This is a genomic window from Clostridium sp. AM49-4BH, assembly GCF_003478335.1.
GTDB lineage: Bacteria > Bacillota > Clostridia > Lachnospirales > Lachnospiraceae > Butyribacter.
In genome coordinates this window covers 1-25,472 of record NZ_QUFB01000018.1, presented here as the reverse complement: position 1 = coordinate 25,472, position 25,472 = coordinate 1, and the positions used below count along the sequence as shown (strand labels likewise).

General features: G+C 42.8%; 26 protein-coding genes. 22 read left to right on the top strand and 4 right to left on the bottom strand.

The window, feature by feature from the left end; translation table 11 throughout:
* Positions 1-4: 4 nt before the first annotated feature.
* Together DW981_RS06870 and DW981_RS06865 are read left to right on the top strand one after the other, a co-directional pair.
* Positions 5-1,495: an alpha-L-arabinofuranosidase C-terminal domain-containing protein gene (locus tag DW981_RS06870; RefSeq protein ID WP_118507211.1), complete on the top strand. Its 1,491-nt coding sequence runs from the start codon at positions 5-7 to the stop codon at positions 1,493-1,495.
* Positions 1,496-1,515: 20 nt separating this feature from the next.
* Positions 1,516-1,782: a DUF6171 family protein gene (locus DW981_RS06865; protein WP_118507210.1), complete on the top strand. Its 267-nt coding sequence runs from the start codon at positions 1,516-1,518 to the stop codon at positions 1,780-1,782.
* Positions 1,783-1,947: 165 nt separating this feature from the next.
* Here DW981_RS06865 and DW981_RS06860 read toward each other — a convergent pair whose 3' ends face one another.
* Positions 1,948-3,210 (bottom strand): AGE family epimerase/isomerase, encoded by a 1,263-nt coding sequence (locus DW981_RS06860; RefSeq protein WP_118507209.1) that lies wholly within the window; start codon positions 3,208-3,210, stop codon positions 1,948-1,950.
* A gap of 82 nt (positions 3,211-3,292) precedes the next feature.
* Here DW981_RS06860 and DW981_RS06855 point away from each other — a divergent pair, with 82 nt between their 5' ends.
* The 11 genes from DW981_RS06855 (at position 3,293) to DW981_RS15905 (ending at position 14,186) form a co-directional block, all read left to right on the top strand.
* Complete coding sequence (locus DW981_RS06855) at positions 3,293-3,787, top strand: GNAT family N-acetyltransferase (protein WP_118507208.1); 495 nt, start codon at positions 3,293-3,295, stop codon at positions 3,785-3,787.
* A gap of 164 nt (positions 3,788-3,951) precedes the next feature.
* Positions 3,952-4,722: an ABC transporter ATP-binding protein gene (locus tag DW981_RS06850; RefSeq protein WP_022025635.1), complete on the top strand. Its 771-nt coding sequence runs from the start codon at positions 3,952-3,954 to the stop codon at positions 4,720-4,722.
* Positions 4,723-4,724: 2 nt separating this feature from the next.
* A complete protein-coding gene (locus tag DW981_RS06845; protein WP_243034676.1) occupies positions 4,725-6,401 on the top strand; it encodes an ABC transporter permease subunit in 1,677 nt (558 codons plus the stop codon).
* Positions 6,383-7,390 (top strand): extracellular solute-binding protein, encoded by a 1,008-nt coding sequence (locus DW981_RS06840; RefSeq protein WP_118507207.1) that lies wholly within the window; start codon positions 6,383-6,385, stop codon positions 7,388-7,390. The genes DW981_RS06845 and DW981_RS06840 overlap by 19 nt, the downstream gene beginning before the upstream one ends.
* 25 nt (positions 7,391-7,415) lie before the next feature.
* The gene (locus DW981_RS15605) at positions 7,416-8,528 is read left to right on the top strand and encodes a 2-aminoethylphosphonate--pyruvate transaminase (RefSeq protein WP_022025632.1); all 1,113 of its coding nucleotides are present in this window, start codon (positions 7,416-7,418) and stop codon (positions 8,526-8,528) included.
* 45 nt (positions 8,529-8,573) lie between these two features.
* Positions 8,574-9,302, top strand: a complete 729-nt coding sequence (phnX, locus tag DW981_RS15600; RefSeq protein WP_347474524.1) for a phosphonoacetaldehyde hydrolase — start codon at positions 8,574-8,576, stop codon at positions 9,300-9,302.
* Between the two features lie 253 nt (positions 9,303-9,555).
* Complete coding sequence (locus tag DW981_RS06830) at positions 9,556-10,374, top strand: ABC transporter substrate-binding protein (RefSeq protein WP_022025630.1); 819 nt, start codon at positions 9,556-9,558, stop codon at positions 10,372-10,374.
* Positions 10,364-11,248, top strand: coding sequence for a hypothetical protein (locus DW981_RS06825; RefSeq protein ID WP_118507206.1), 885 nt, complete (start codon positions 10,364-10,366; stop codon positions 11,246-11,248). The genes DW981_RS06830 and DW981_RS06825 overlap by 11 nt, the downstream gene beginning before the upstream one ends.
* Before the next feature lie 71 nt (positions 11,249-11,319).
* The gene (locus DW981_RS06820) at positions 11,320-12,537 is read left to right on the top strand and encodes an ATP-binding protein (RefSeq protein WP_118507205.1); all 1,218 of its coding nucleotides are present in this window, start codon (positions 11,320-11,322) and stop codon (positions 12,535-12,537) included.
* 78 nt (positions 12,538-12,615) lie between these two features.
* The gene (locus DW981_RS15910) at positions 12,616-13,233 is read left to right on the top strand and encodes an alpha-amylase family glycosyl hydrolase (RefSeq protein ID WP_279220183.1); all 618 of its coding nucleotides are present in this window, start codon (positions 12,616-12,618) and stop codon (positions 13,231-13,233) included.
* Positions 13,194-14,186 carry an alpha-amylase family glycosyl hydrolase gene (locus DW981_RS15905; RefSeq protein ID WP_279220182.1) on the top strand — a complete coding sequence of 331 codons (993 nt, stop codon included), beginning with the start codon at positions 13,194-13,196 and terminating at the stop codon, positions 14,184-14,186. Before DW981_RS15910 ends, DW981_RS15905 begins: the two co-directional genes overlap by 40 nt.
* Here the strand turns inward: DW981_RS15905 and DW981_RS06810 are convergent.
* Positions 14,183-14,626, bottom strand: a complete 444-nt coding sequence (locus DW981_RS06810) for a helix-turn-helix transcriptional regulator (protein WP_022025627.1) — start codon at positions 14,624-14,626, stop codon at positions 14,183-14,185. The two genes, DW981_RS15905 and DW981_RS06810, sit on opposite strands and share 4 nt — an antisense overlap.
* 182 nt (positions 14,627-14,808) lie before the next feature.
* Between DW981_RS06810 and DW981_RS06805 the strand changes: the two genes are divergently transcribed.
* From DW981_RS06805 to DW981_RS06790, 4 genes are all read left to right on the top strand, one after another.
* A complete protein-coding gene (locus DW981_RS06805) occupies positions 14,809-16,131 on the top strand; it encodes a serine/threonine-protein kinase (RefSeq protein WP_118507204.1) in 1,323 nt (440 codons plus the stop codon).
* A 238-nt stretch (positions 16,132-16,369) separates the two neighbouring features.
* Positions 16,370-17,056, top strand: coding sequence for a hypothetical protein (locus DW981_RS06800; RefSeq protein WP_147352622.1), 687 nt, complete (start codon positions 16,370-16,372; stop codon positions 17,054-17,056).
* Positions 17,053-17,271, top strand: a complete 219-nt coding sequence (locus DW981_RS06795; protein ID WP_118507202.1) for a hypothetical protein — start codon at positions 17,053-17,055, stop codon at positions 17,269-17,271. The genes DW981_RS06800 and DW981_RS06795 overlap by 4 nt, the downstream gene beginning before the upstream one ends.
* 84 nt (positions 17,272-17,355) lie before the next feature.
* Entirely contained in the window at positions 17,356-17,760 is a 405-nt protein-coding gene (locus tag DW981_RS06790) for a hypothetical protein (protein WP_022024250.1), read from the top strand.
* Positions 17,761-17,933: 173 nt separating this feature from the next.
* Here the strand turns inward: DW981_RS06790 and DW981_RS06785 are convergent, their stop codons facing one another.
* On the bottom strand, positions 17,934-18,173 hold the full coding sequence (locus DW981_RS06785) for a Veg family protein (protein ID WP_022024251.1): 240 nt from the start codon (positions 18,171-18,173) through the stop codon (positions 17,934-17,936).
* Positions 18,174-18,431: 258 nt separating this feature from the next.
* On the opposite strand from DW981_RS06785, the gene DW981_RS06780 reads away from it, so the two are divergent.
* From DW981_RS06780 to DW981_RS06770, 3 genes are read left to right on the top strand one after another with little or no spacing between them, the layout of a single operon-like run.
* Positions 18,432-19,103: a 3'-5' exonuclease gene (locus tag DW981_RS06780; protein ID WP_118507201.1), complete on the top strand. Its 672-nt coding sequence runs from the start codon at positions 18,432-18,434 to the stop codon at positions 19,101-19,103.
* A gap of 59 nt (positions 19,104-19,162) precedes the next feature.
* Positions 19,163-19,498 carry a hypothetical protein gene (locus tag DW981_RS06775; RefSeq protein WP_022026061.1) on the top strand — a complete coding sequence of 112 codons (336 nt, stop codon included), beginning with the start codon at positions 19,163-19,165 and terminating at the stop codon, positions 19,496-19,498.
* Positions 19,499-19,513: 15 nt separating this feature from the next.
* Positions 19,514-20,377 (top strand): hypothetical protein, encoded by an 864-nt coding sequence (locus DW981_RS06770; protein WP_022026060.1) that lies wholly within the window; start codon positions 19,514-19,516, stop codon positions 20,375-20,377.
* A 502-nt stretch (positions 20,378-20,879) separates the two neighbouring features.
* Here DW981_RS06770 and DW981_RS06755 read toward each other — a convergent pair.
* Positions 20,880-22,517 (bottom strand): lectin like domain-containing protein, encoded by a 1,638-nt coding sequence (locus tag DW981_RS06755; protein ID WP_182434174.1) that lies wholly within the window; start codon positions 22,515-22,517, stop codon positions 20,880-20,882.
* Between the two features lie 533 nt (positions 22,518-23,050).
* Between DW981_RS06755 and DW981_RS06750 the strand changes: the two genes are divergently transcribed.
* Positions 23,051-23,899, top strand: a complete 849-nt coding sequence (locus tag DW981_RS06750) for a DUF368 domain-containing protein (RefSeq protein ID WP_022026058.1) — start codon at positions 23,051-23,053, stop codon at positions 23,897-23,899.
* A 114-nt stretch (positions 23,900-24,013) separates the two neighbouring features.
* Positions 24,014-25,141 carry a sporulation integral membrane protein YtvI gene (gene ytvI / locus DW981_RS06745; RefSeq protein ID WP_118507198.1) on the top strand — a complete coding sequence of 376 codons (1,128 nt, stop codon included), beginning with the start codon at positions 24,014-24,016 and terminating at the stop codon, positions 25,139-25,141.
* Positions 25,142-25,472: the final 331 nt, after the last annotated feature.

Genomic DNA, 25,472 nt, shown 5'->3' with positions numbered 1-25,472 from the left:
ATTTATGAAAAAATCAGTGTTAAGTATAACACCAAGTGTTCACAAGAGCACGATCGCACCGGAGATTTATGGACAGTTTTCGGAGCATTTAGGACGCTGCATTTATGACGGCGTTTATGTTGGAGAGGACTCGGATATTCCGAATACCAACGGCATGCGCAATGATGTTGTGGAGGCTCTGCGTGAGATTAAGATTCCTGTACTGCGCTGGCCGGGTGGATGCTATGCGGATGAATATCATTGGAAAGATGGCATTGGCCCGAAGGAGTCCAGACGGAAGATGGTCAATACAAGCTGGGGCGGTACAGTAGAGGACAATAGCTTTGGTACGCACGAATTTATGGAACTTTGCGAACAGATCGGCTGTGAACCATACATTGCTGTTAATCTGGGAAGTGGTACGGTGCAGGAGGCAGCAGAATGGTTGGAATATATGACGGCAGAGTCAGGATCAACTCTTGCAGAGTTACGTGCAGCGAACGGTCATGCAGAGCCTTGGAAAGTAAAATACTTGGGTATCGGCAATGAAAATTGGGGCTGCGGTGGCAGCATGGACGCGGACTTTTATGCCAATGAATATAAGCGGTATCAGCAGTTTTGCAAAGAATATTCCGGCAATCAATTATATAAAATAGCTTGTGGACCAAATGGGGATGATTATGCATGGACGAGAGAGCTGATGAGTCGTATTAACCATCAGCACGCCAAAGGGATTAGTATGCATTATTATACCGTGCCGGGCGACTGGGAACACAAAGGAAGTGCTACGGATTTTACTGAGCAGCAATATTACGCAACGATCGCGAACACGTTAGGGATCGAGCAGGTCATTGAGGGTCATTTGAAGATTATGAATGAGCTTGATCCAGAGCATAATATTGATCTTATTGTAGATGAGTGGGGAACTTGGTATGAAGTGGAGCCGGGAACGAATCCGGCATTTTTGTACCAGCAAAATACGATGCGTGATGCGATCGTAGCCGCTTTGAATTTAAATATCTTTAACAAACATAGTGATAGGATCTCAATGGCAAATATCGCACAGGTTGTCAACGTATTGCAGGCGATGGTGTTGACAGAGGGGGATCAGATCGTTAAGACGCCAACTTATGATGTATTTGCTATGTATAAAGAACATCAGGGTGCCAGTCTTGTGCAAAGTGCGGTTGATACGCTGCCGGTAGATTATGATGGAAAAGTGATACCATCACTTTCGGAGTCGGTGTCTGTGAGTGATGATGGAAATATGACGATTACGCTTGCGAATACTTCGCTGAAGGAAGAAATACAGGTGATCTGCCGTTTGGAAGATAAGAGCCAATTTAACGGACAAGCAGAGATTGCTGTGCTTCAGGATGAGGTGCATGCGCACAATACTTTTGAACAGCCGGATCAGGTGAAGGTGCAGTATCGTACAGAACATTGGAACGGCAGCGAGCAGACAGTTACTTTGTTACCGTGCAGTGTATGTCGGATTCATTGTCCGATTGTCTGAGAAGGGAATGTAGATTTAATATGTCTGGATCAAATATGCGGATCCCCTGTGTACGCTGTCTGCTACGGGAAATGGATGAGCAGACGGCACTACAGCAGGTGTTGGACTTTCAAAGGAGTGTCCCTAAAATGGAACAGGCTGATCCGTCGCAATATGAAACACGCCTTGCGGTATGCAAGGCGTGTAAATGGCTTAATAAAGGTACTTGCCGAAAATGTGGTACTTATGTGGAAGCGAGAGCCTTTCGGTCAGATGCACATTGCCCGCTGGGGACAAACATGTGGTGATCATCAAATCTGTTCGTTATATCACATATCAATTAGTCTTTTTATCAAACTCGCAAATCCGCTCTTTCAGAGCTTATTCGCTTGTTTCACAAGCTTATTTGCTCGTTAATGAGCCCAGAAAAACAAATGTCTGCTTCGCAGCCGCTTGTTTTTCTCTGAGGCTCATTATATCATAGGATGAGCTACTGCTGTTGCAATCGAGGTGTCTACAGGATAGTACGGGATCAGCGTTGCCTGCACGGCATGGTATAGATCTGATTTGCCCGGCCACACGGTTGTCAGGACATTTCCGGCAGCATCGAGCTGGTGATACCAAGAGCCGTGGACATGATCCAATACCTGTTCATCCAAATAACGGAGAAACATTGCATAGTCATCGGCATACTGTTGTTTGTGAGTGACATGCCAAAGTACGGCAGAAGTATTGATTGCTTCTGCAAGAGTCCAGTGCATGCGGTCATGAACGACAGGGTTTCCCTGCCAGTCTGTAGTATAGACGATACCCGGTGCACCGTCTGCGTTCCATGCATCTTTGATTGCCCTCTGATAGAGAGATTCGGCAGCAGTCACATATTTTTCAATCGGAGTAGTATCTTCCGTTGTATTTTTCATCGAATATGCCCATTGCGTGATCAATCTTGCCCATTCGATACCATGACCCGGTGTTGCACCATAGGGTTTGAACGGATCGTCCGGATGATCCTTGTTACAGTCCAGATCCGGTGTCCAGTCTTTTCGAAAATGTTCCGGGATACGCCAGTCATTATGGTTAGCCCATGTAAGAACATGATCAATAATACGTCCTGCCCGCCAGCGGTAGGTTTCATTGCCTGTTGCATCCGCAACTGCTAAAAACGCTTCCACCGTATGCATATTTGCATTAAGCCCACGGTAATCATCTAATATCGTAAATTCTGTATTCCAAGTATCGCAGGAAAGTCCCTCTGTTTCATTCCAAAAATATTTATCGTAAATTGCTAAAGCATCCTCTAGCAATGACTGCGCTGCAGGTCTTTTCGCTAAAACGCCGGAACAGGCTGCCAAGATGACAAAAGCATGTGCATAGCATTGTTTGGTTGGCAAAGGAGTGCCATCCGCTTGTAATCCGGCATACCAGCCACCGTTGGAGCAATCATGCAGTTCTCCACACAATCCTTGCAAAGCGGCATCGGCAAGCAAACCATAATCCGATGCAGGTTCTAATAAAGAAGCGATGCTGTAGACATGTGCCATGCGGCTCGTGATCCAAGTTTCACGCGGACGGTCTTTCAGTGGCGTGCCATCATCGCCGAGGTAATAGGAACCACCGCCCGGTGAGGGAAACTGTCTGCCAAAGGAAAATAACGTGTCGCGGATCTCGGACAGAAATTGGCGGTTTTCCGGTGTGTCTATGGTGTATTTTAAGGAGGTAGTGTTGGTCGTTATCATGAGAAACTTCCTTTCTATATAAATTAATGATATTATATATACTTTACAGGCAGAATAACACTTTGTAAAGGAGCGAAAGAAAATGGCATTATATCAAGCAACTATCGGCGATAAACCATATATTATGGCACTATACACAGAAGCCATCGGAAGCGAAGGCTGCACTTGGAACGAAGATTATCCAAGCGAGGAGACTATGGACAGCGATCTTGCCCGTGGAGATGCATACGTTTGGAAAGACGAGATGGGAGAACTTCTGGGAGCAATCTCTATCGACGATGATCATGTCGTGGAAGAACTGCCTTGCTGGTCTGCGCAACTACAGCCCGCTGCAGAGTTCGCCAGACTGGTCGTACGTGAGGATGCCAGAGGACAGGCGATTGCCAGAAAAATGATTTTGGCAATGATGCAGGTTGCCGCAAAGCGTGGGTGCAAAAGCGTGCACTATCTTGTCAGTCCCGGCAATCAGCGAGCGGTACACTCTTATGCCCATCTGCATTTTACACTGTGCGGGGAAGCAGATCTCTTCGGAGAACATTGGCTCTGTTATGAAAAACAACTTTTGTTAAGTCTCTGATGAATACCTTGCTTCCGGGACTTCGAGTTTCCGAAAGGCATGTAGTCATCAGATACTTTTTACGGTTTTTTTACTTTGGCGCGGTAGTGAATTTTACATAGACTTTCTATAATGGTCAGCAGATAAAACATATATTGCATGACAGTATAGAAAGGAATGAGCCCATGTTAAAGTTAGATCATATTAGCAAATCATTTGATGGTGTGAGTGTATTGAATGACATTTCCCTTGAAGTGCAGGATGGGGAGATCGTTTCAATCTTAGGACCGTCCGGCTGCGGTAAGACGACCCTTTTGAATTTGATCCTAGGGATTACCGATACGGATGAGGGAACGATTTATTATCAGGAAGAAGATATCACAAAGCTTTCTATGGAAAAAAGAGATTTCAATATCGTATTTCAGGATTATGCATTATTTCCCAATTTAAATGTATATCAGAATATTGTATATGGACTACGCAACAAGCCTGGCTTATCAACAGCAGAAGAGGTAGATGCCTTGATCGATCTGTTGGAACTGCGTGCACATCTGGACAAAAAAATAGAGCAGTTGTCCGGTGGGCAGAAACAGCGCGTTGCGCTAGCGAGAACGATGGTGATGAAACCAAAGATCTTATTGTTGGATGAGCCGCTTTCGGCGTTGGATGGAGTGATCAAGGAGTCGATCAAAGACAAGATTAAGACGATTTCCCGACAGTTTCACTTGACAACGATCATCGTGACACATGATCCGGAAGAGGCACTGACACTTTCGGACAGGGTTCTTATTATCGAACACGGCAAAATATCCCAGTATGACACGCCGGCACAGATCGTGCACAGTCCGCAAAATGATTTTGTCCGCAAATTTATCTTAAATCAGCTTGTGATCAAACGAGATAACATCTTGACACTGTTTGGCGCTGCGCCATTAACAGCAGGGAAAGCGGTGTAACAGTGAAAAAGAATGCAATTGGAATTAAATTGATATTCGGAGTGATCAGTCTGTTTTTTGTCGTATTTTTAGCAATGCCGATCGTCAGATTGTCACTTCGTTCGTTTATGGATACAAATGGAGTATACACCTTGTCGGTTTATCAAAGTGTATTTACAGGGCATAAATTTGGACAGGCATTACGCAACAGTTTTGAGATCGCCGCATTGTCTGCAGCAGTAGCAACGCTGATCGCCTTTGTGTTAGCTTATACCTGTTATTATACTAATTTGCCGGCGAAAGGAAAAAGTATTATTCGCATTGCAGCGATGTTTCCCATGTTTATGCCAACGATCACGTATGGATTCGCCATTATTTATTCCTTTGGTAATAATGGATTGCTGACAAAATGTTTCCATCACAAACTGCCATTTGATCTTTATGGTATTTGGGGATTATTGATCGGATATAGCGTATACACAATACCGGTTGCCTTTTTGCTGATCAGTAACACGATGCAGTATATCGACAAGAAGGTGATGGTCGTATCCAAAGTAATGGGAGATAAGTCCTATGCTACTTTTTGGATCGCTATTATCAGACCGCTTTTAGGGACACTATGCGGTGCGTTCATTCAGGCATTTTTCCTGAGTTTTACCGATTTTGGTATTCCGGCATCCGTTGGAGGACGATTTGAAGTAGTAGCGAGTGTGCTTTATCGCCAAATGCTGGGAGGCATTCCGAATTTTGGCAAAGGTGCAGCGGTAGCGATGATCATGCTGCTTCCATCCATTGTAAGTATTTGCTTATTACAATTTCTGGAAAAATATAATATCCGCTACAAAAAGATCAGTGGTGCAGAACTGACCAAAAATCGTTTGAGAGATGTTATATGGTCTGGATTATCAGTCCTGTTTTTGGTACTGATGCTTTCGATCTTTGCGGTGATCTTTGTGGCCCCATTCGTGACAGACTGGCCGAATAAAGTGAGCTTTTCACTGGAACACATCATCGCAGTGTTTACCGATGACAGTTTGCTGCAGATTTATATCAACACATTGGAAATGGCAGTGCTTACTGCAATCATTGGAACATTCACAGCGTATGGTGCCGCACTTGTTACAGCGAGAAGTCATATGCCGAAGTGGTGCAAAGGGATTATCGAGGGCATTGCATTGGTGACAAACACGATTCCGGGTATGGTGCTTGGTGTAGCATACATGTTTGTGTTTTCGGGAACGAGTTTGCAAAACACCATGTGGATACTGCTGATCTGTAACGTGATCCATTATTTTTCATCGCCGTATCTGATGATGAAAAATTCATTATCTAAGCTAAATGAAAGTTGGGAAACGACAGCAGGACTGATGGGAGACAGTTGGCTCAAGACGATAGTGCGTATTGTGACGCCAAATGTGCGGGAAAGTTTGTGGAGTGTATTTGACTATTATTTCACAAACGCCTGCGTGACGGTGAGTGCCATTATTTTCCTGGTGGGATCAAGAACGATGGTCTTAACGACGAAGATCAAGCAGCTACAGTATATTAATAAGTTTAATGAAGTATTTGTATTATCTTTGTTGATCTTTTTTACGAATCTGATAGCAAAAGCACTCTTTGCGGTGCTTGCTAAATATAAATTATCAAGACGTGCGAAAGGGATGCACAAGAAGGAGGAACTATGTTTCGAAGAAAATTAATGGGAATGATGATGGCAGTGACATTGGCTGCAACAGCGATTACAGGATGTGGAAATGCAACAGGGGGATCTTCGGGAAAAGGGTCGGATGCGAAAATTGTTATTTACTCAAACGCAGATGATGAAGCGATCACCGCAATGCAGAATGCGTTGGATAACAACGGCTACAAAGATAAATATACCTTTAATGGATTTGGTACATCAGAGCTTGGCGGTAAGCTGCTTGCAGAAGGCAAAAATATTGAGGCAGATATGGTGACTATGAGTACTTTTTATCTGGACAGTGCACAGCAGCAAAATAAGATGTTCCAAAAGTTGGACTTTCCGGTAAAGACGTTGGATAAGTTTGGCGATTATGCAGCACCGATCACTTCGCAGGAAGGTGCGATCATCATGAATACGGATCTGATGAAAAAGCATAATCTTTCCGCACCGACCTGCCTGAAAGATCTGACCAAAAAGGAGTATAAGGGTTATCTGGCAATTACGGACGTGAAGTCTTCCTCAACTGCTTGGCTGCTTATGCAGGCATTGATCTCTGCCTATGGCGAGAAGGAAGCGCAGAACATATTAAAGCAGATTTATGTAAATGCAGGCGATCATATTGAGGATTCCGGTTCTGCACCGTTAAAATTGTGCCGTGCAGGTGAAGTTGCGATTGGATTCGGTCTCAGACATCAGGCAGTCGCAGATAAGGCAAATGGTCAGCCGATTGATTATGTAGATCCGACGGAAGGTAATTTCTCCCTGACCGAGTCGGTTGCAGTCATCGACAAGGGCAAGGATACCAATCCGCTGGCACAGAAGATGGCACAGTGCATTATCGAGCATGGACGTGAGGAGTTGCAGAAATCCTATCCTAATCCGTTGTATGAGGGTGAGTCTGCAGATGCAGCGAATAAGTCAACCTATCCAAAGACTTTCTCAGAGCCGTTGACCTTTGAGCTGTATGAGAAACATCAGCAGTTGTCAGACGAAGTTATGCCATAATTGATTACACGAAATGGAGATTAAAATGCGATATAAATTATTAACACCGGGTCCGCTTACGACAACGGATACGGTAAAGCGGGAAATGATGATCGATCATTGTACTTGGGATGATGATTACAAGTCAGTTACACAGAAGATTCGTGCGGGGCTGCTGAAGCTGGCACATGTTTCTGAGGAGGAGTATACCAGTGTATTGATACAGGGTAGTGGAACCTTTGGTGTAGAAGCGGCAATTACGACGTTAGTGGGAGAGGACGATTACTTATTGATCCTCGCCAATGGTGCATATGGAGAGCGCATGGCAGATATTGCGCATCATGCGGGAATCTCCTATCATATGCGTTCTTGGGCAATTGACGAACAGCCGGATGCACAGACGGTGAAAATGATCTTGCAGGAAAATAAGTCGATCACGCATGTTGCGATGGTTCACAGTGAGACTACGAGCGGTATTCTGAATGATGTACAGTCGATCGGCAGGGTTGTGAAAGAAGCAGGTGCAACCTTTATCGTCGATGCAATGAGCAGCTTTGCCGGAGTGGATATCCCGGTGAGAGAGTGGGGGATTGACTGCATTATCAGCAGTGCCAATAAATGTATTCAGGGCGTACCGGGTTTTGCGTACGTGATCGTCCGTAAAGATCTGTTAGCTGCCTGTGAAGGCAATGCACGTTCATTAGCATTAGATCTGTATGATCAGTGGAAAACTATGAATGTGGACGGCAAATGGAGATTTACATCACCGACACATGTCGTTCTGGCATTTGCCAAAGCAATGGAAGAACTGGAGGCAGAGGGCGGCATTACTGCAAGACATGAGCGTTACGCAGCCAATGAGAAGCTGCTTCGCAAGAAATTGTCGGCACTTGGATTTGTCCCATTTTTGGAACAGGAGGTGCAGGGCCCGATCATCACAACATTTTATTATCCGGCCGGATACAATTTTTCGTTCCAAGAAATGTATGACTATATCAAGGAGCGTGGATATATTTTATATCCGGGAAAAACAACAAAAGCAGAGACGTTCCGAGTAGGAAATATTGGAGAAATTTATCAGGACGATATTGATAAGGTGGCAGGCCTGCTGTCTGATTTTTTGGACAGCAAACGAAATCTGCAGGCAAAGGGTGCATAGTATTATGCAGCAAATATTGGGACAAGGATGAAGGAGTTGAGACGTATGGATATTAAAATGGTAGTAATGGACTGGGCGGGAACGACGGTAGATTATGGCTGTTTTGCGCCTGTCCATGCATTCGCAAAGGCGTTTGAAGAAGTAGGGATCACACCGACGATGCAAGAGATCAGAGAGCCGATGGGATTACTCAAAATGGATCATATACGTGCAATGTTGTCTATGAAACGTATTCAAAGAGCTTGGATCGCAAAATATCAACAGGCGCCGACAGTAGACGATGTAGAAAGGATCTACGATATCTTTGAAAAGCAATTGTTGTCCGGTCTGGCAGAATATACAGATCCGAAATATGGCTGTTTGGAGTGTGTTCAATGGCTTCGCGAGCAAGGTATACGTATCGGATCTACGACGGGTTATACGCATGCCATGATGGATATTGTTAGTGTTGAGGCATCCAAGAAAGGATATGAGCCGGATGCACTTGTGACACCGGAAGATGTTGGCGGCAAAGGAAGACCGGCTCCATATATGATCTTTCGAAATATGCAGTTACTTGGCATCGAAGATGTCAGACAGGTGATCAAGGTAGGTGACACGGCATCGGATATGAAAGAAGGCAAAAATGCCGGAGCGTTTACGATCGGAGTGTTAGAGGGAAGCTCTGCGTTGGGACTCAGCGAAGAAGAATTTACTTCACTTTCTGCGGAGGAGAAAGCAGAACAGATGCACGTACGCAAGAAAAATTCACACGCGCAGGGGCAGATCTGGTGATCAGGGATCTAAGTGAGCTTCCGGAGATTATTGAGAAAGGTGTATTTATTATTTAGCGCCTTAATATGACGAACAATAGACTGTTGAAATGTTTATATTTTCTTGATCTTGATATCGTTATACGCAGGAAAGTACGACATAATTCGACAGTCTATTTACTTTCTAAATTTAATTCTATATAATGATGAAAGCGAATCAAGGAATAAGATTATTCGTAATTATAATTCTGTTAAAAGCACGAAAGGAAACAGACATGTGCATAAAAAAATGGATAGCGGTGCTGAGCGCACTGTGCGTTGCAGTCAGTTTGATAGCCGGCTGCGCACATCTTACGAAAGAATCCCGAAATAAACAAGACAATAGACCGACGATCATTGTAGGAAGTGATATATTTCCACCCTATAACTATACGGACGAGCATGGTAATCCGGCGGGAATTGATGTGAAGATTGCCGAAGAAGCATTTGGACAGCTCGGTTACAGGACGGTGTTTCGAAAGATTGACTGGGAAAAAAAAGATGAGCTGGTCGAGTCAGGGAAGATAGACTGTATCTGGGGTTGCTTTTCGATGGAAGGAAGGTCGCAGGATTACCAATGGGCAGGACCTTATATGGTCAGTCATCAGGTAGTAGCGGTGGATGCGAAGAGTTCTATCTATCATTTGAGTGATCTAAAGGATAAGATCATCGCCGTACAGTCAACTACCAAACCGGAAATGATCTTTTTGAAACAAGAGGGGAATATCCCTAGAGTAAAAAGTGTTTACAGTTTTGAAAATCGAGAGTATATATACACGGCACTGGGAAAAGGATATGTAGATGCAATTGCAGCTCATGAAACGGCGGTGGAACAGTATTTGAAAGATTTCAACGCAGATTACCGCATATTAAAGGAATCTATTTTGACAACGGGTTTGGGGGTTGCTTTTGCGAAAAAAGATCAGCGCGGCATCGCTGCAGCCTTGTCCAAAGAGCTTGACAGTATGCGAAAAGACGGAAGAACAAAAAAGATATTGGAGCAGTATGTAACAAACGCCGACGAATTTCTGGAGGTAGATGTTCTTGAAAAATAATAAGGAATATTGGGGAAAAACAAGAAGACGCACACTGGGATTAATAATGTTGGTTGGATGTATGATCCTGTTTGGCGTATTTGAGTTATCTGCGGAATCGGACTTGAAAGATGCGCAGAAGCGTGTAGAAGATAAAGCAGAATATATTAAAACACAGTATATTACATATCAGAAATACAATGCATCAAACGTCACCAAGAGCCTTGATCGGCTGATTGATAAGACGCAGCAGGTTCGACGTGATGTTGCACGCCACAGTAAGGAGATAGATTATGACTTGCTCAAGAAATATACAGGTGAGCAAAGATTGAGTGGAATTACATTAATGTCGCCCTCCGGGGATGTTGTACAGGAATATAAAACAGTTGACATTCCCGATGCAGAAGTGAGAAAGGAAATAAAACGAGAGGTTGTCTTAAATACAGCACAATATGAATTAAAAAACTATGCAGAAAGAATTGAAACGGAAGACGGAACGCTCGTTGATATATCGGCAGTCGGACGACCTGATCAAAAAGGCGTGATCGTTTGTTATACTGTAACAAAGGCACAGTATGCCAAAAATTATGCTCTGTCAATTCAAAGTTTGTTGGAGGGGTATAATATGCATACCAATGGTACGATCATAATTACGAAAGAGAAAAAGATCATTGCTTCGAATGATAAAAGACATGTTGATCTGAATTCGTTTGACTGCCCTTTTGTTTCAAAACTAAATCGTGCGATAAGAAACCATAAAAAACGATCACAATTGATGCGTTTTCAAGTAGACCACAACTTCTATTATGGAAATGTGAGCGGTGGGACAGATTATTATATCTATACCTGTCTTCCGTTGTCGAAAGTTTATGTAACTGTTGGCGCAACGTTTTAGTAGCAGCTATTATTTATATTAGTTTTTCTGCAATCATATTATTTGTGCAGTATCGCGGAGAGCAGGTTCATATGCGTGAACGGCGACAACGTGAACGGGAATACCAACGCGAGCTTGTTATAAAAGCGCAGGAAGCACAGAGTGCTAATGTTGCCAAGACCGAGTTCTTGCAGAGAATGAGTCATGATATCCGAACGCCGATCAACGGTATTCGTGGAATGATCGAGGTTGCTAATTATTACAATGATGACCTGGATAAGCAGGCAGAATGCCGTAAGAAGATATGGGATGCCTCAGGGCTTTTATTAGAACTGGTCGATGAAGTGTTAGATATGGGAAAACTCGAGTCCGGGGAAATCATCATGGAGGAACGCTCATTTAACCTGTCCCGAATGTTGGACAACTTATATCAGGTAGTGGAGCAGCAGGCGGTAGAACGAGGCATAACGATTCAGGTGGCGGATTATGATGTTAAACATTCTTCCTTCGTGGGAAGTCCGATCCATATTAAGAGAATGTTTATGAATATACTGAGTAATGCTGTGAAGTACAATAAAGACAATGGAAAGATCATATTAAGCTATAAAGAAGAAACTATGGATGAAGATCATGTTGTCTTAACCTTTCGCTGTGAAGATACCGGCATTGGTATGAGCGAAGAATTTCAACAGAAAATCTTTGAACCGTTTGCGCAGGAGTCGGAGACAGCACGGACTTTATATGGCGGTACCGGCTTAGGGCTGCCTATTGTCAAAAATATATTGGATAAGATGAATGGACAGATTTCGTTTACCAGTAAGCAGGGAAAAGGGTCTGTGTTCGAGATAAGGATGCCTCTCGTGGTGAACCATGAGGCTGTTTTGGAGGAAGAGCAGCCTGAGGAAGAAGTATCCGGTGTATTGACAGGCAAAAAAATTCTGGTGGCAGAAGATAATGAATTAAATATGGAAGTGGCCAAATTTATATTGGAATCGGCAGGAGCTACAGTGGTTTTAGTGGAGAATGGAGAGCGCTGTGTTAAAGAATTCAGGGCTTCTGAGGAAGGCGAGTTTGATGCTGTTTTGATGGATATTATGATGCCGATCATGGATGGATTAGAGGCAACTGCGTGCATTCGTGCATTGGAGCGGGAAGATGCCATGACAGTTCCGATCATTGCAATGACCGCCAAGGCGTTTGTAGATGATCGTCAGAAATCGTTTGCGGCTGGCATGAATGAACATCTTGCAAAGCCATTGGAGGCAAAGGAAATAATAAAAACACTTGTAAAATTTGTTGTGCAAGATTAATATTAAGGAGAAAAAATCTAAGCAAATATAGAATTGGCCGATATACACAAATAATACGTCTGCGTAATAGGACTGCAGATGTACAGTAAGAAAGGTAAGGTTATAATGATGACAAAGAGAAAACAACCGGAATGGCTTGATAACGCTGTGTTTTATGAGATTTATCCGCAGTCTTTCCGCGATACGAACGCGGACGGAATTGGTGATATCAATGGTATTATTGAAAAATTGGATTATATTCAGGATCTGGGGTGTAATGCGATTTGGATCAATCCATGTTTTCAGTCTCCGTTTGGAGATGCGGGCTATGATGTAGAAGATTACTATACAGTGGCACCGCGTTATGGAACTAATGAAGATCTGATACGTTTGTTTGAGGAAGCGCACCGCAAAGATATGCATATACTCTTAGACTTGGTGCCGGGACATACTGCGGTAACGCATGAGTGGTTTAAGCAGTCTATGAAAGCAGAACGTAATGAGTATACAGATCGGTATGTGTGGACAGATTGTATCTGGGTAGAACCGACAGGAATGGGAAGTATTCGTGGCATATCCGATCGTGACGGCTCTTGCGCTGTGAACTTTTTCTCGCATCAGCCGGCGCTGAATTATGGATTTTATCAGCGGATCCGGAGCAGAAATGGCAGCAGCCGATGGATGCAGAAGGGCCGATCGCTACGAGAGAGGCTCTAAAAGATATCATGCGTTTTTGGCTGGATGCAGGCTGTGACGGTTTTCGTGTGGACATGGCGGGATCTCTGGTGAAAAATGATCCGGAAAGCAAGGGGACGATTGCTCTTTGGCAGAATATTCGTGAATTTTTGGATGAGGAATTCCCGGATGCAGCAATGGTATCAGAATGGGGTGAGCCGGATAAGTCTTTGATCGGCGGTTTTCACATGGACTTTTTGCTTCACTTCGGGCCATCTCATTATAATGATCTGTTCCGTTGCGATCATCCGTATTTCAGCAAGGATGCGGAAGGATCTGCCAAAGAATTCGTTGCTGCTTATCAGGCGAACTATGCGAAGACAGATGGAAAAGGATTGATCTGTATTCCGTCCGGCAATCATGATATGGATCGTTTGGCAAAGAACTTGGACACGGATGAATTAAAGGTGGCATTTGCATTTCTGCTTTCTATGCCGGGAGCACCATTTATTTACTATGGGGATGAGATTGGCATGCGTTATGTGGAAGGCTTAACTTCTGTGGAAGGTGGATATGGAAGAACCGGTTCTCGTACACCGATGCAGTGGGATGACAGTTTGAGTGCCGGATTTTCAGCAGCTCGTAAGGATAAATATTATATTGCTCTTGATGAGAGCGCAGACCGTCCAAATGCGAAAACGCAGTCAGAACAGGAAGATTCACTTCGCAGTGAAGTAAAACGTTTGATCGCATTTCGTAAGGCAAATCCGGCGTTGCAAAGCAAAGGAGAGATTTCTTTTGTATCCGATGATTATCCGTTGGTTTACAAGCGCACTTCAGCAGAACAGGAGATCACGGTCATCATTAATCCGGGAGCAGATGCCGTGACAGTACCTAATGTAAACGGAAAGGTATTATATACCGTTGGCGGTTCAGCTGTAGTGGAGAAAGGCATCGTTAAAGCGGATGGATGTACGGCAGTATTTGTCGGTTAATGCTCGGTGCTAAGAGGTGATAAATGGTACTGAAATAATTCGTCATTAATGCGATCTATGTCATATTCTTTGTTGTTGATATAGGTCGCAATAATGATATCTCTTGTATCTTTTGCGTATAGATCGCGGTGGCCATATTTTTCAAGCAGCCGTCTTGTCTGCTTGCGATCTGCATGGACGGCGATACATAAGAGCAGAACAACATCGCGAGACGGATTTCGTTTGGTCCCATTTAGAATGTCATATACATAAGATTTGGATAATATACCACGGCAGCGATGCACAACGTCAGCAATGGCAATGCCATGTTCGGCGATGTATTCCGGGAATGGAGCTGCGGCTGAAGCGGTTGCAGCAAATTCTTTGATGTACGCACTCATGTCCTTTTTGTCGATGTTATTAAGAATATCGAGTAGTTCGGTTGTTGGTTGTTCTTTCATAGGTTCCTCTTTTCCACTACAATATATTTATGGTTAATATTACTTACAGCCAGAAAGGAATTATCCATTTTGTTGCTATAATTTATCTATTATGATATTTTAAAGGAATGTGTTAGAAAATACAAGAACCTATGCAGTAAATAACGGAGCGCACTATGCAATGAATGATAGTGTAGTATGCAGTGGATGACAGGGCGCACTATGCAGTGAATGACAGAGCGCACTATGCAGTGGATGACAGGGCGCACTATGCAGTGAATGACAGAGCGCATGATGGGAGGATAACATTGACGTTGGAAGAAAAATACCAATTATCGTTATATGAAAAAGTCACCCGGTTAAGTGATGATAAGCAGATATGGCTGGTAAAAAATATAGAGACGAATGAAATCTATGTGCGTAAGGAACTTCTATTATATAACTTTGAAGTATATGCACAATTAAAAGAAAAACAATTCGATAATATTCCAAAGGTTATAGAGTGTGTGGAAGAAGAAAATCGTTTGATCGTGATCGAAGAATATATTCATGGAAAGACACTGGAGACTGTAATGGAAGAGCATGGGGTATTATCGGAGGAAAATGCGGCGTTTGTTATCCGATCGCTTTGTGATATTTTGCACAAGCTGCATGGCAATCTACCGCCGATCATACATCGTGACATCAAACCATCGAATATTATCTTTAGCTCTGATGGAGTCGTAAAACTGATTGATTTCAATGCGGCAAGAGAACTCCGTGCGGAACAAAATGAGGATACCAGACTGATGGGCACAAGAAGATTTGCAGCACCGGAACAATATGGTTTTGGACAGTCAGATCCTCGTACGGACATTTATGCGCTGGGCATCACGTTCTATTATATGCTGACCGGTGATTATCCGGACAGCGGCAAATATGCCGGCAAGTACTATGATATCATCACCAAATGCATACAACTTGCCAAAGAAGATCGTTATCCGACAGTGGATGAACTGCGGAAAGTCATTCAGGAATGTGGAACGATCGCCGGATCGAATAAGCGGACGAATGATCTGTGTAGCGAATTGGCTGCCAAACGTAAATTAGCTGCACAGAATAGATTTTACTCGGATGCGTTAGACTTTATAAAACGTATCGTACAGTTCGCATTACAGCCCAAAAGTACAGACAAACAGCTTGCGCTTGGATGGCGCAGGTGGCTGCCGGTTGGATTTCGGACAGGAAAAATTTGGAAAATGCTTATTGCAGCTCTTGGCTATGTACTAATTTATGCACTTTGTTTTTCCGGTACGTTTACGGATGCGGACAATGCGGCATATACCGGTTTTACATTATGGGCATTTCGCATTGACGCTTTGTTAATGCTTCTTGGTTGTGTCGAATTGATAGGAAACTATGGCGGGGTAATGGATCGTTTGCCTCTCATGAATAAAAGCAGACTGCTGTACATGATCATGACGGTCATTTATACGATAGTATGGTGCTTCTTGATCATAAGTATATTGGCACTCGTTGTTTCTTGATCATAAGTATATTGGCACTCGTTGTTTCTTGATCATAAGCATATTGGCACTCGTTGTTTCTTGATCATAAGCATATTAGCACTCATTGTTTCTTAATCGTTTGACAACTCACGCTTATTCCGCTGTATAGCGGACGAAAAATAGAATTATTTCATGTAAAATCAGACTATAAGCCGGCACAAATAATTAAAGCGTGCCTGATAGTCTGTTTTTTTGTCAGGCAGGAGAAAGGATGCGTATGAAAGATAAAAAAAGCAGTTTTTTGATCTTTGCCGTTGTAATAGTAGCTGTTGTAGTTTTAGCAATGACTTGTAGCGGTGGAAGTGATAAAGAGGAGAGTAACAAGGAAGCAAAAGGGAGCAGCAAGACAACGACGGAAAGTACATCGGATCAGACTACTTCTAAAACGCAGACAACGGTGACCAAGGAAAATGTTTATAACAAGAAAAATCTGGTGATTGATGTTGATAAATTCGATGATGCAAACACGGCGATCTGGTTCCGGCTTCAGAACAAATCCAGTGCAAATTGGACAATTTATGCCAGTGCATATTCGATCAATGGAATTATGACGAATAACAACATGTTTGACCTTGATTGTGAAATTGCCAAAGGAAAGAAAGCAAATGCAAAACTAGAGCTTGATACAGATTTTATGGAAGACATGGGAATGAAAGACATAGAATTTGTGGATATCAAATTTCAAGCAGTAGATTCTGATGAGTATAATTCGTTTTACACAGATGTGATCCGCATAAAACGAATAAGTTTCAAGGCAGGAAAGTGGTCAAAACCGGTAAATCGATTTATAACAAAAATGGCATTAAGATCGAATATCTGGGAGGCGACGGGGATAAATATCAATTTGCCGTTACGAATACGACTGGAAAGTATCAGGTTTTTGATGTTGAAAACATTACCGTGAATGACTATACCTCGTCAGAAACAGATTTTGATCTTGTTAGTATTCCGGTATTTGATAAACAGCAAAACATAGTCACGATAGATTTAAGCCAAGGCTTTTTGACTGACAACAATATTAGCAAAGTAAAAACGATCGAGTTTACATTGGATGTCAGACCAAATGATGATTATATGAAAGAGTACAAAACAGGAGTGGCGAAGTTGACACTTAAGTAAACAGGTAACAGGAATAGGAAGTTGAGAATAGCCTGAACCTTACGATAAAAGGTAAGCATATCATGGAAAGGAATGAAGGAGAATATGGATAATAAGAGAAAAGGCGTGTGGAGTAGTGGAAGGTTGACGATAGGGATTATTTCCATTGTTTTGTTCTTGTTTATTGCATTACAGTCTTGCGCAGTAGGGGTAGGAAATGCATTGCAGGAGAATAATTCAACCAGCGGCAGTTCAGGGTTATTATGTGCATTTGTATATCTGGTCGGTGGAATTTTGGGAATTGTGATGCGTAACGCAAAAGGGATTGCGGGACTGATCGTAACTGCTGTATTCTATTTGCTTGGATTTTTGATGAGTCTTGCTGATCGAGGAGAATTTGGTGATTTAGCAATCTGGGGCGGATTAAGTCTGATCCTGGCAGCGTTTTATATTGTTTGTGCGATCAAGACCAGACAACGCAATGCAGACAATGACGGCGAGGCAATATAATTTGTTTCAGATAGTATGATGACAGAATACACATAAAAAGAAGATACCGTATTCATCGCAAAGTGTGAATCGGTATCTTCTTTTTGCATTGTCATTAATAATATAATGCATGGCTCAAAAGAGTATTTGTACCTACATCATAATATCAAAATAATATTAAAACACAGCGATCCTTAAATCAACTGCATCTGGACGTCTTTTGTGAGTACATCTGTGTAGCTGAAAGAAATCTTCTGTGTGGTATCGTCGAGCTTATTCTCTACTTCCACCAGAAAGATACTTGGGTAGGTTTCACGGATGATACCCTCTGTCACATCGATCTTGTGGCGCCCGCGGTTCGCACGGATCTTAACTTTATTTCCGATGTTTTGGTCTACGGAGGATCTTACCCGGAGTATGTCTGTCTGACTCATATAGCACCTATACCTTTCTATGGTGAGATTATCTTCTCAGAATCTTTAGTCCGAAAATATTACTAACTGTATGAAGATCGAACTTGTCCCAAAAATAATCCATTCAATTGACAATAACATTATAACATAATTTTGATGTTACGTCAATTTTTGCGAAGTTGTTAATGCAAAGTGTATCGCTTTGTGGTACAATAAAAAGAGGCGGTATTACCGCATGAGAAGCAAATTCGATCATCGAACAGAAGGGAAGTGTGTCCGGTGAATCATATCATGATTGATTTGGAAATGAACAAAATTGATAAACAACAGCGAGGTGACATAAAGCTCTCCAGTGAGTTAATAGAGATTGGCGCAGTGAAGATGGATGATCAGTTTGAGGTTATTGATCAGTATCAGACATATGTTGCTCCGGATTATGGGGCGATGGATCATCGGATCATAGCGTTAACCGGCATTACGGATGATAAACTGGTAGGGGCACCGCGGTTTGCGAAGGCGATGGATGATTTCGCTGAGTGGATCGGATCAGAGTCTACCTGGTTTTATTCTTGGAGTATGTCGGATATCCGGCAGTTTCAGACGGAATCGACATTTAAGGAGTACAAGGGACCGATCATTGCCCGTATGGAGAGTCATTGGACGGACTTTCAAGAAGTATATAGTGAGCTGTTAGGAATTAACAAGAAGATTAAATTGAAGCAGGCAGTTACGGCAGCAGATTATGAGTTTACCGGGGCGCAGCATACCGCCTTGGCAGATGCGGTCAATACGGCGGAAATATTGCGTTTATCCAAAGATGCAGACAAGTTTGAACGCGTTATGAAGCCGGTTTTGGACTTGTTTCGTCCGGATAAGGATCAACCGACTTTATTGGATATGTGCCCTGAGTTTTTTGCATCTTTTATGGAGGAGTCAGCCGGTTCCGAGTGACTGCGTCCTTTTGGAAATATAAAGACAGCGGCAAATAAATCGAAGAGTGGGAGGTATGTATGGTAAGAAATAAATATTATGTAGTACGCAAGTTGGCAGATGTCATATATGCACTGCCGGTAGGACAGGGAATTGTCAGAGATTATCCGGTCATGCAATTGGGGGCGTTGGAGTATGATATTGTGCGTAAGATCGATCAGGATGAAAATCCACGTAAGGTATTTGATGAATTAGCAATCAGTTATATGATCGCAGAAGAACAGAGAGATTCTTTTTGGGAGGATTTTTGCACAGCGGCAGAAGACCTGGCGAGCTGTAATATTATTCAAAATTATGTTGTGAACGAAAAATTGAACAGCAGAACGAAAATGAGACGCATCAAAAGGTTTCGATAGAGGGAGGATACGCCAATGAAATACTGCATTGGAGATACCGTTGTTTGCATTAATGTGGAGGAACAGAATCTGCATTCTAATTTTCAGGCTTTCCGATGCGATGAAAGCGAAGAACCGCAATTGACGATTGATATCGTGGAAGAACCGGAAATGACAATGAACATTCAAATGACAGTTGGTCAGATCATGCTGATGGAATCGGAAGAAATCGGTGTGTTTGAGGGAGCTATGGGAATTGATCTGCTCTATCCTAAGAATGTACAGTTGACCAGTATTGCAATTGCCAAGGGCTATCGCAGTGCCAAAGTATATGTGGTACAGGATGCAGAGGGTAAATGGAAGGAAGAGTTGTTTTTGGCATTGCGTGACGTTATCTATCTGGCATTGGAGCAAAATGGACGTTTTGTATTGGATTCCTCGTCGCTGCTTGTTGATGGCCGCGGTGTGATTCTTGCGGCAGATCCGAATGCAGAATTTGCGGGGATCTGTCAGGGAAAGCAAATTGGAAAAATCTTGAACGATTCTGCGAATATTATCGGAATTTATAAAGAAAGATTATATTTATACGGAACGCCTTGGTGCAGTCCTGAGGCAGTACAGGCAGAGCGTGCACCGTTAGGTGGTATTGTATTTTTGAAGAAGTCGGATGCCGGCGCAGTTACAGATTTGCCGGAGGACAAAAGACAGCTTCTGATGTTAGTACACTGCAAGTCGCCGTTTTGGCGTGAGGGGCTTTTGGATCAATGTCTGAATACGATCCAACGTGTGGAACCATCTGTGTGGATCCGACAGTTGGAATCGCATGCAGATGAGGCCGCAGCTGATGTATTGAAGCCGGCGCTTGATACGATAGAGAATGACACCGTGGCAGAGTATTAATGTCTACACACCATGATCTAACGTTTATGGCAGATGATGTTCGGTTGGCATAGTGCGGCAGAGAGGGAGAGCCTAGGTTATCGCTATTTGACGCGAAGTTTTAACTTGGCCTTATGGCGGTTATAGGTCATCACTGTAATGGTCGCGGTCCCTTTTTTGCGCGCATAAACGATCCCGCTTGAGGATACCTTCAGCACTTTTGGATTTGATGATCGAAAAGTTCGTTTTCGGCTGGCACTATGTTTGGAAAGTGCAACCTTCAATTGTAGAGCAGAGCCTTTTTTCAGCACTTTTTTCTTCGCTTTCAAAGCGACAGAAGAGGGTGCTTTTTTTACGACAATTTTTATGCGTGCCTTGACATTTTTGCCATAAGCGGTAATTGTAGCGGTTCCTCGTTTTTTGGCACGGATCTTACCTCTTGCAGTTACAGAAACTATTTTTTTCTTACTGCTTTTATAGCGGACCTGGCTTGCGGTAATGTGTTTTAATGTAAGAGGAAGCTTTAAGGTCTCTTTCTTCCCAACAATAATTTTGGCAGATCGAAAGGAAATTGTCGGCTTTGGCGTTGTGTTTTTGGCAAATGCTTGATGCAGACGTTATTTTGTCCTGCCGCAGAAGTGTCTACCCAGCTATTCGCAGTAGGCGAATAATAAAAACTCTGCCCGGTTTCGCTGTTGTACAGAGATTGCACACGATTAGTAGAAGCGCCTGTCCCTTCAATCGGCAGATAAGCCTCTGTGTTATTTTTTGAATGGTAGGTTACCACGACAGAAAATGAGGAGCCTCCTGTGAGTGCTACCGGTTTTGCGAGTGTGATCGTGTGAAAGCCATTGTAGGGAATGGATGCGGTAGTGGTACTTGCCTTGACAAGTTTACCGCTTGTCGGGTAGCCGGAAGTAACGTTTTTGTATATTTGGATCGTTACATTTTGGGCGTCGGTGATCGTATAGATGCCTACAGCCTTAAGGTTTTGGTTGTAATCTGAACGGACACGAAAGATATTAGCCCCTTTCGGACTTGTAGTATCTGGGATCGCACTGCCCCATCCAAAACCATCGTATTGATAATTTGTGTCGTACTTTGTATTTTTTTCCAGCTCGAAGGCGTAGACATCACAAATAGACGGTTCTTCGTATGACAGCCAGAAATATCCGTTTTCATCGGTTTTGCGGCCATAGCTGTTGGCAACCAGCCACGCACCGTCGGATTTGGGGCGATGACTGCTTGGAAAATTCAGTCTGGAGTAGTTATCGTCCCAGCCAATGATCGTTACGCAGTGATTGGAGGATTTTACAGCGGTAGAACCTGCATATGCAGTCTGGTAATAGGTGGCACCGGCAGAACCCTTGGAAGCGTAGGCCGTGTTGTAATACATTCCGGCCGCTAGTGCGGAAGTGTTCATGAGTGCATTTTTCCAGGCACTTGTTGGTGCAGCATCATAACAGGTGGCATTTTGCATATGATAGTTTGAGCGATAGCGGAGAACTTCTCCGTTTTTTTTCATTTTTTGTGCCATTGCACTGCGTTCTGCCAATGTATCAGCCTGGAAAGGTGCAGTGGATTCTGATACTACGCCAGACCAGCGTGCTAATGTAAATAAAGCGATCAGGGATGATCCGCCCCAGGTATAGGCGGCATCAACGTCTGAGGAAATTGGATAAAAGCCGTCTGTGATCAGTTTGTCACCGCCACGTTCGGATGGATGAAAAGCAAACCACGCCAAATGATTTTCTGAAAAATCGGCATGATTTTTTGTTAAGAAACCTTTGCGAATGGCATTGGATTCTGCTGATTTGAGAGTGCCAAATGCCCAACATGCCCCACTATTTCCTTGATCTTTGATGGAAGTGATAACTCCGGAGTCACGCAGATCGTATGAGGCTGGCAGATTGCTGTCTCCTTTTAAGGCTGACTGGATCGGAGCTGTCAGTCTAAAACTCTGGAGAGCAGCTGATGATAAGTTGGTAGAAGGATTCTGTGTTAGTGAATCTGACTGCGGCAAAGTGATATTTTCCGTCAGGGATACCTCCTGCTCATTTTGATCCATAAATCGAAAATGAAGGAGTTTGCTGTTTGGATTTGTGATAGTGTGTGTGATCACGCGTCTGGTCCAATCTGTTTGTACATTCTCCTTTGCCATTGTCGGACGAGGCGACATAGAAAGTACAAGGGAGATCAGTACAAACAAGCATATGCTTTGACGCCAAAGGACGTTTTTTCTGTGAATTTGTATATATTTCAATGTTATGTTCCATACCTTTCTTATGATGGGTTCCTATAGGTGGTTGCCGGATAAAGCCGACAGGTGTTTGTTACAGGCAAGATACAGAGCCATCTGCATTGATACCTACTACATTATTATGATGCAGAGCCATCTGTATTGATACCTACTACATCATTATGATGCAGAGCCATCTGTATTAGTACTTACATCATTATGATACAGAGCTATCTGCATTAGTACTTACATTATTATGATACAGTATTATTTGCTTTTGCCCTGTGCATCTTATTACCTGTGCATCTTATTATAGGAAGTATTGAGCACAGTTGCAACTGCTAAACGGTGTCGCAAAATTCATAAATTTTTAATGTATTACTAATTGTAACTGCCTGTTTATTATAGTAAAATGTGTCTGTGACAAAAATTTGTTGAAATTGTGGAGGAAAGAAATGAAGTATATTAAAGACATATTAAAAGGTATGTTGATCGGTGTGGCAAATGCCATTCCGGGAGTGAGTGGCGGAACCATGATGGTCTCGATGGGAATCTATGATGACATTATTTATTGTGTGACACATTTGTTTTCACAATTGAAAAAGAGTTTGAAAATCCTGTCTCCATATATTATCGGTATGGCAGTTGGAATTGTTGGTTTTGCATATATTATTGGATTTTTGTTGGAACATTATGGATTTCAGACCAAGATGGCATTCATCGGTCTGATCTTAGGCGGTCTCCCGTTGCTGCTAGGCAAAGTAAAAGGCAAGAAAAAAGGGATATCCCATGTTATTGTATTTTTAGTATTTTTCCTATCTATTATATTAATGCAGTATTTTGGCGGCGAAGGCAAGGAAGTGACGCTGACGGTAGGAATCATTCCGGCAATCTTGCTGTTTATCGTAGGTGTGATCGCATCTGCAACAATGGTTATCCCTGGTGTGAGCGGGTCTATGATGCTCATGATCCTTGGTTATTACAACCCAATCCTCTTAGCAGTCAAAGATTTCACGAGCGCGCTTGCAAAGGGACAGTGGCACACGATTTTGCAGTTATGTGGATCATTGATTCCATTCGGACTTGGCGTTGTGATCGGTATTTTTGCTATTGCTAAGATGATCGAAGTGCTGCTTAATAAGCAGGAAACATTGACCTACACGGCTATTTTGGGATTAGTAGCTGCCTCTCCGGTAGTAATTCTCATGCAGACACCACTGCTTGGACTTAGTGCCGTGACTTGGATTTCCGGTGTTATCATTTTAGCAGTTGGATTTGTATTTGCTATAAAATTGTCAGATTAAGTAACAATGTTATCATGTTCTCTGTGATGATTGGGCAAGGCATGGTTGTATGCTTTGTCTTAATATAGAGGCAGAGAAACACTATTTACGGCAAAGAAAGAGGGGAATGCAGTTATGCCAGAAGAACGAAAGGTTTTGCATCAACGGATCGTGGTCAATTTAGTAGTGACTCTAGCAGCACTACTGGCAGTTTTCTTTTTGGGACCGAAGCTGTTTCGATTTTTTTTACCAATCATCATAGCGTGGGTCATTGCAATGATTACAAATCCGTTGGTTAGTTTTTTGGAAAAACGGATCAAGATCATGCGTAAGCATGGTTCCGTGATCGTTATCGTGCTTATTTTGGCGGCTGTTGCAGCGCTGCTTGTTTTTGGCATACGAGAGATAATTTTGCAGGTTAGTGCCTGGGTTGTTGATCTGCCGGGATTGTATCAGACGGTACTTCAAAACATTAATGATTCGCTGGCAACCTTGCACAGCAAGGTTCATTTGATACCATCTGATGTGGACAAGCTGCTGCCGGGAGACAACGGTAGATTAAATGATTATATTTTGAAATTTTTGAATTCATTGACGGACAGTCCAATGAAAACAATGAGTTCCCTAGCTGGTTCCGTTATTGATGGACTGGTGTTGTCGATCTTGACGATCATGTTAGCGTATTTCTTTGTCGCTGATCGACAAAAGATCAAGGATACAGTTTTGAAATACACACCATCGAGTGTTAAGCACATATGGAATGTATTTTGTGATGTTATGGTGAAAGCCGTTGGTGGATATCTGAAAGCATGTTTTAAGATCATGTTCATCATGTTTGTTATTTTGTGGTGTTTTTTTGGGGCACTTCATATTAAACACGCGATGGTGATCGCGGTGATCACAGCACTCTTAGATTTTCTGCCTTTTATTGGTACGGGAACTGTGATCATGCCGTGGGCGGCTTATTATTTGCTGACCGGAGGATATGTTCATGCGGCAGTATTGATAGTTGCTTATTTTGTCACAATGATCGTTCGAAGATTGATCGAGCCAAAACTTGTGGGAGACAGTATCGGGATCAGCCCATTTTTGACACTGTTATCTATGTTTATCGGCTATCGCTGGATCGGAATGCTTGGATTGATCATCGGTATACCGGCCGGCATGATCATCAAGGCACTCTTTGAGCAGGGCGTATTTGAAAGCCAGATCCGTGGCATTAAAATCTTAGCCAAAGACATTAATGAGTTCCGCAAATATTAGTACAACAAAATTCCCATACCGAACACTGTTTTATGACCACATATTGCTTATTATGTCAAAGAATACTAAGAATTTTGCAGCCACAACATCGTGGTTTCTGCAGACAGAGAACTATAATAATTGCCTTGCCGCATTTACGTTTTTGGTGATTTCTAGATTTTGTTGTCTCTGATGATTGATTTACATGCCCTTCGGAAACTCAAAGTCCCGGAAGCAAGGTAATCATCATTTTTGAAAGGGACTTTGCGCTCGTCGTTACTTATGTCTCGTATTTCAGAGACATTAAGTAACGTAACGTAGCGCATCGTAGCGAAAGCGTCCCGTCCAAAAA

Bases quoted from the DNA above. Each gene is read 5' to 3' on its own strand.
- DW981_RS06870 (WP_118507211.1), top strand. From the start codon at position 5: ATGAAAAAATCAGTGTTAAGTATAACACCAAGTGTTCACAAGAGCACG.
- DW981_RS06865 (WP_118507210.1), top strand. From the start codon at position 1,516: ATGTCTGGATCAAATATGCGGATCCCCTGTGTACGCTGTCTGCTACGG.
- DW981_RS06860 (WP_118507209.1), bottom strand. From the start codon at position 3,210: ATGATAACGACCAACACTACCTCCTTAAAATACACCATAGACACACCG.
- DW981_RS06855 (WP_118507208.1), top strand. From the start codon at position 3,293: ATGGCATTATATCAAGCAACTATCGGCGATAAACCATATATTATGGCA.
- DW981_RS06850 (WP_022025635.1), top strand. From the start codon at position 3,952: ATGTTAAAGTTAGATCATATTAGCAAATCATTTGATGGTGTGAGTGTA.
- DW981_RS06840 (WP_118507207.1), top strand. From the start codon at position 6,383: ATGTTTCGAAGAAAATTAATGGGAATGATGATGGCAGTGACATTGGCT.
- DW981_RS15605 (WP_022025632.1), top strand. From the start codon at position 7,416: ATGCGATATAAATTATTAACACCGGGTCCGCTTACGACAACGGATACG.
- phnX (WP_347474524.1), top strand. From the start codon at position 8,574: ATGGATATTAAAATGGTAGTAATGGACTGGGCGGGAACGACGGTAGAT.
- DW981_RS06830 (WP_022025630.1), top strand. From the start codon at position 9,556: ATGTGCATAAAAAAATGGATAGCGGTGCTGAGCGCACTGTGCGTTGCA.
- DW981_RS06820 (WP_118507205.1), top strand. From the start codon at position 11,320: ATGCGTGAACGGCGACAACGTGAACGGGAATACCAACGCGAGCTTGTT.
- DW981_RS15910 (WP_279220183.1), top strand. From the start codon at position 12,616: ATGTACAGTAAGAAAGGTAAGGTTATAATGATGACAAAGAGAAAACAA.
- DW981_RS15905 (WP_279220182.1), top strand. From the start codon at position 13,194: ATGGATGCAGAAGGGCCGATCGCTACGAGAGAGGCTCTAAAAGATATC.
- DW981_RS06810 (WP_022025627.1), bottom strand. From the start codon at position 14,626: ATGAAAGAACAACCAACAACCGAACTACTCGATATTCTTAATAACATC.
- DW981_RS06800 (WP_147352622.1), top strand. From the start codon at position 16,370: ATGAAAGATAAAAAAAGCAGTTTTTTGATCTTTGCCGTTGTAATAGTA.
- DW981_RS06790 (WP_022024250.1), top strand. From the start codon at position 17,356: ATGGATAATAAGAGAAAAGGCGTGTGGAGTAGTGGAAGGTTGACGATA.
- DW981_RS06785 (WP_022024251.1), bottom strand. From the start codon at position 18,173: ATGAGTCAGACAGACATACTCCGGGTAAGATCCTCCGTAGACCAAAAC.
- DW981_RS06775 (WP_022026061.1), top strand. From the start codon at position 19,163: ATGGTAAGAAATAAATATTATGTAGTACGCAAGTTGGCAGATGTCATA.
- DW981_RS06770 (WP_022026060.1), top strand. From the start codon at position 19,514: ATGAAATACTGCATTGGAGATACCGTTGTTTGCATTAATGTGGAGGAA.
- DW981_RS06755 (WP_182434174.1), bottom strand. From the start codon at position 22,517: ATGGCAAAGGAGAATGTACAAACAGATTGGACCAGACGCGTGATCACA.
- DW981_RS06750 (WP_022026058.1), top strand. From the start codon at position 23,051: ATGAAGTATATTAAAGACATATTAAAAGGTATGTTGATCGGTGTGGCA.
- ytvI (WP_118507198.1), top strand. From the start codon at position 24,014: ATGCCAGAAGAACGAAAGGTTTTGCATCAACGGATCGTGGTCAATTTA.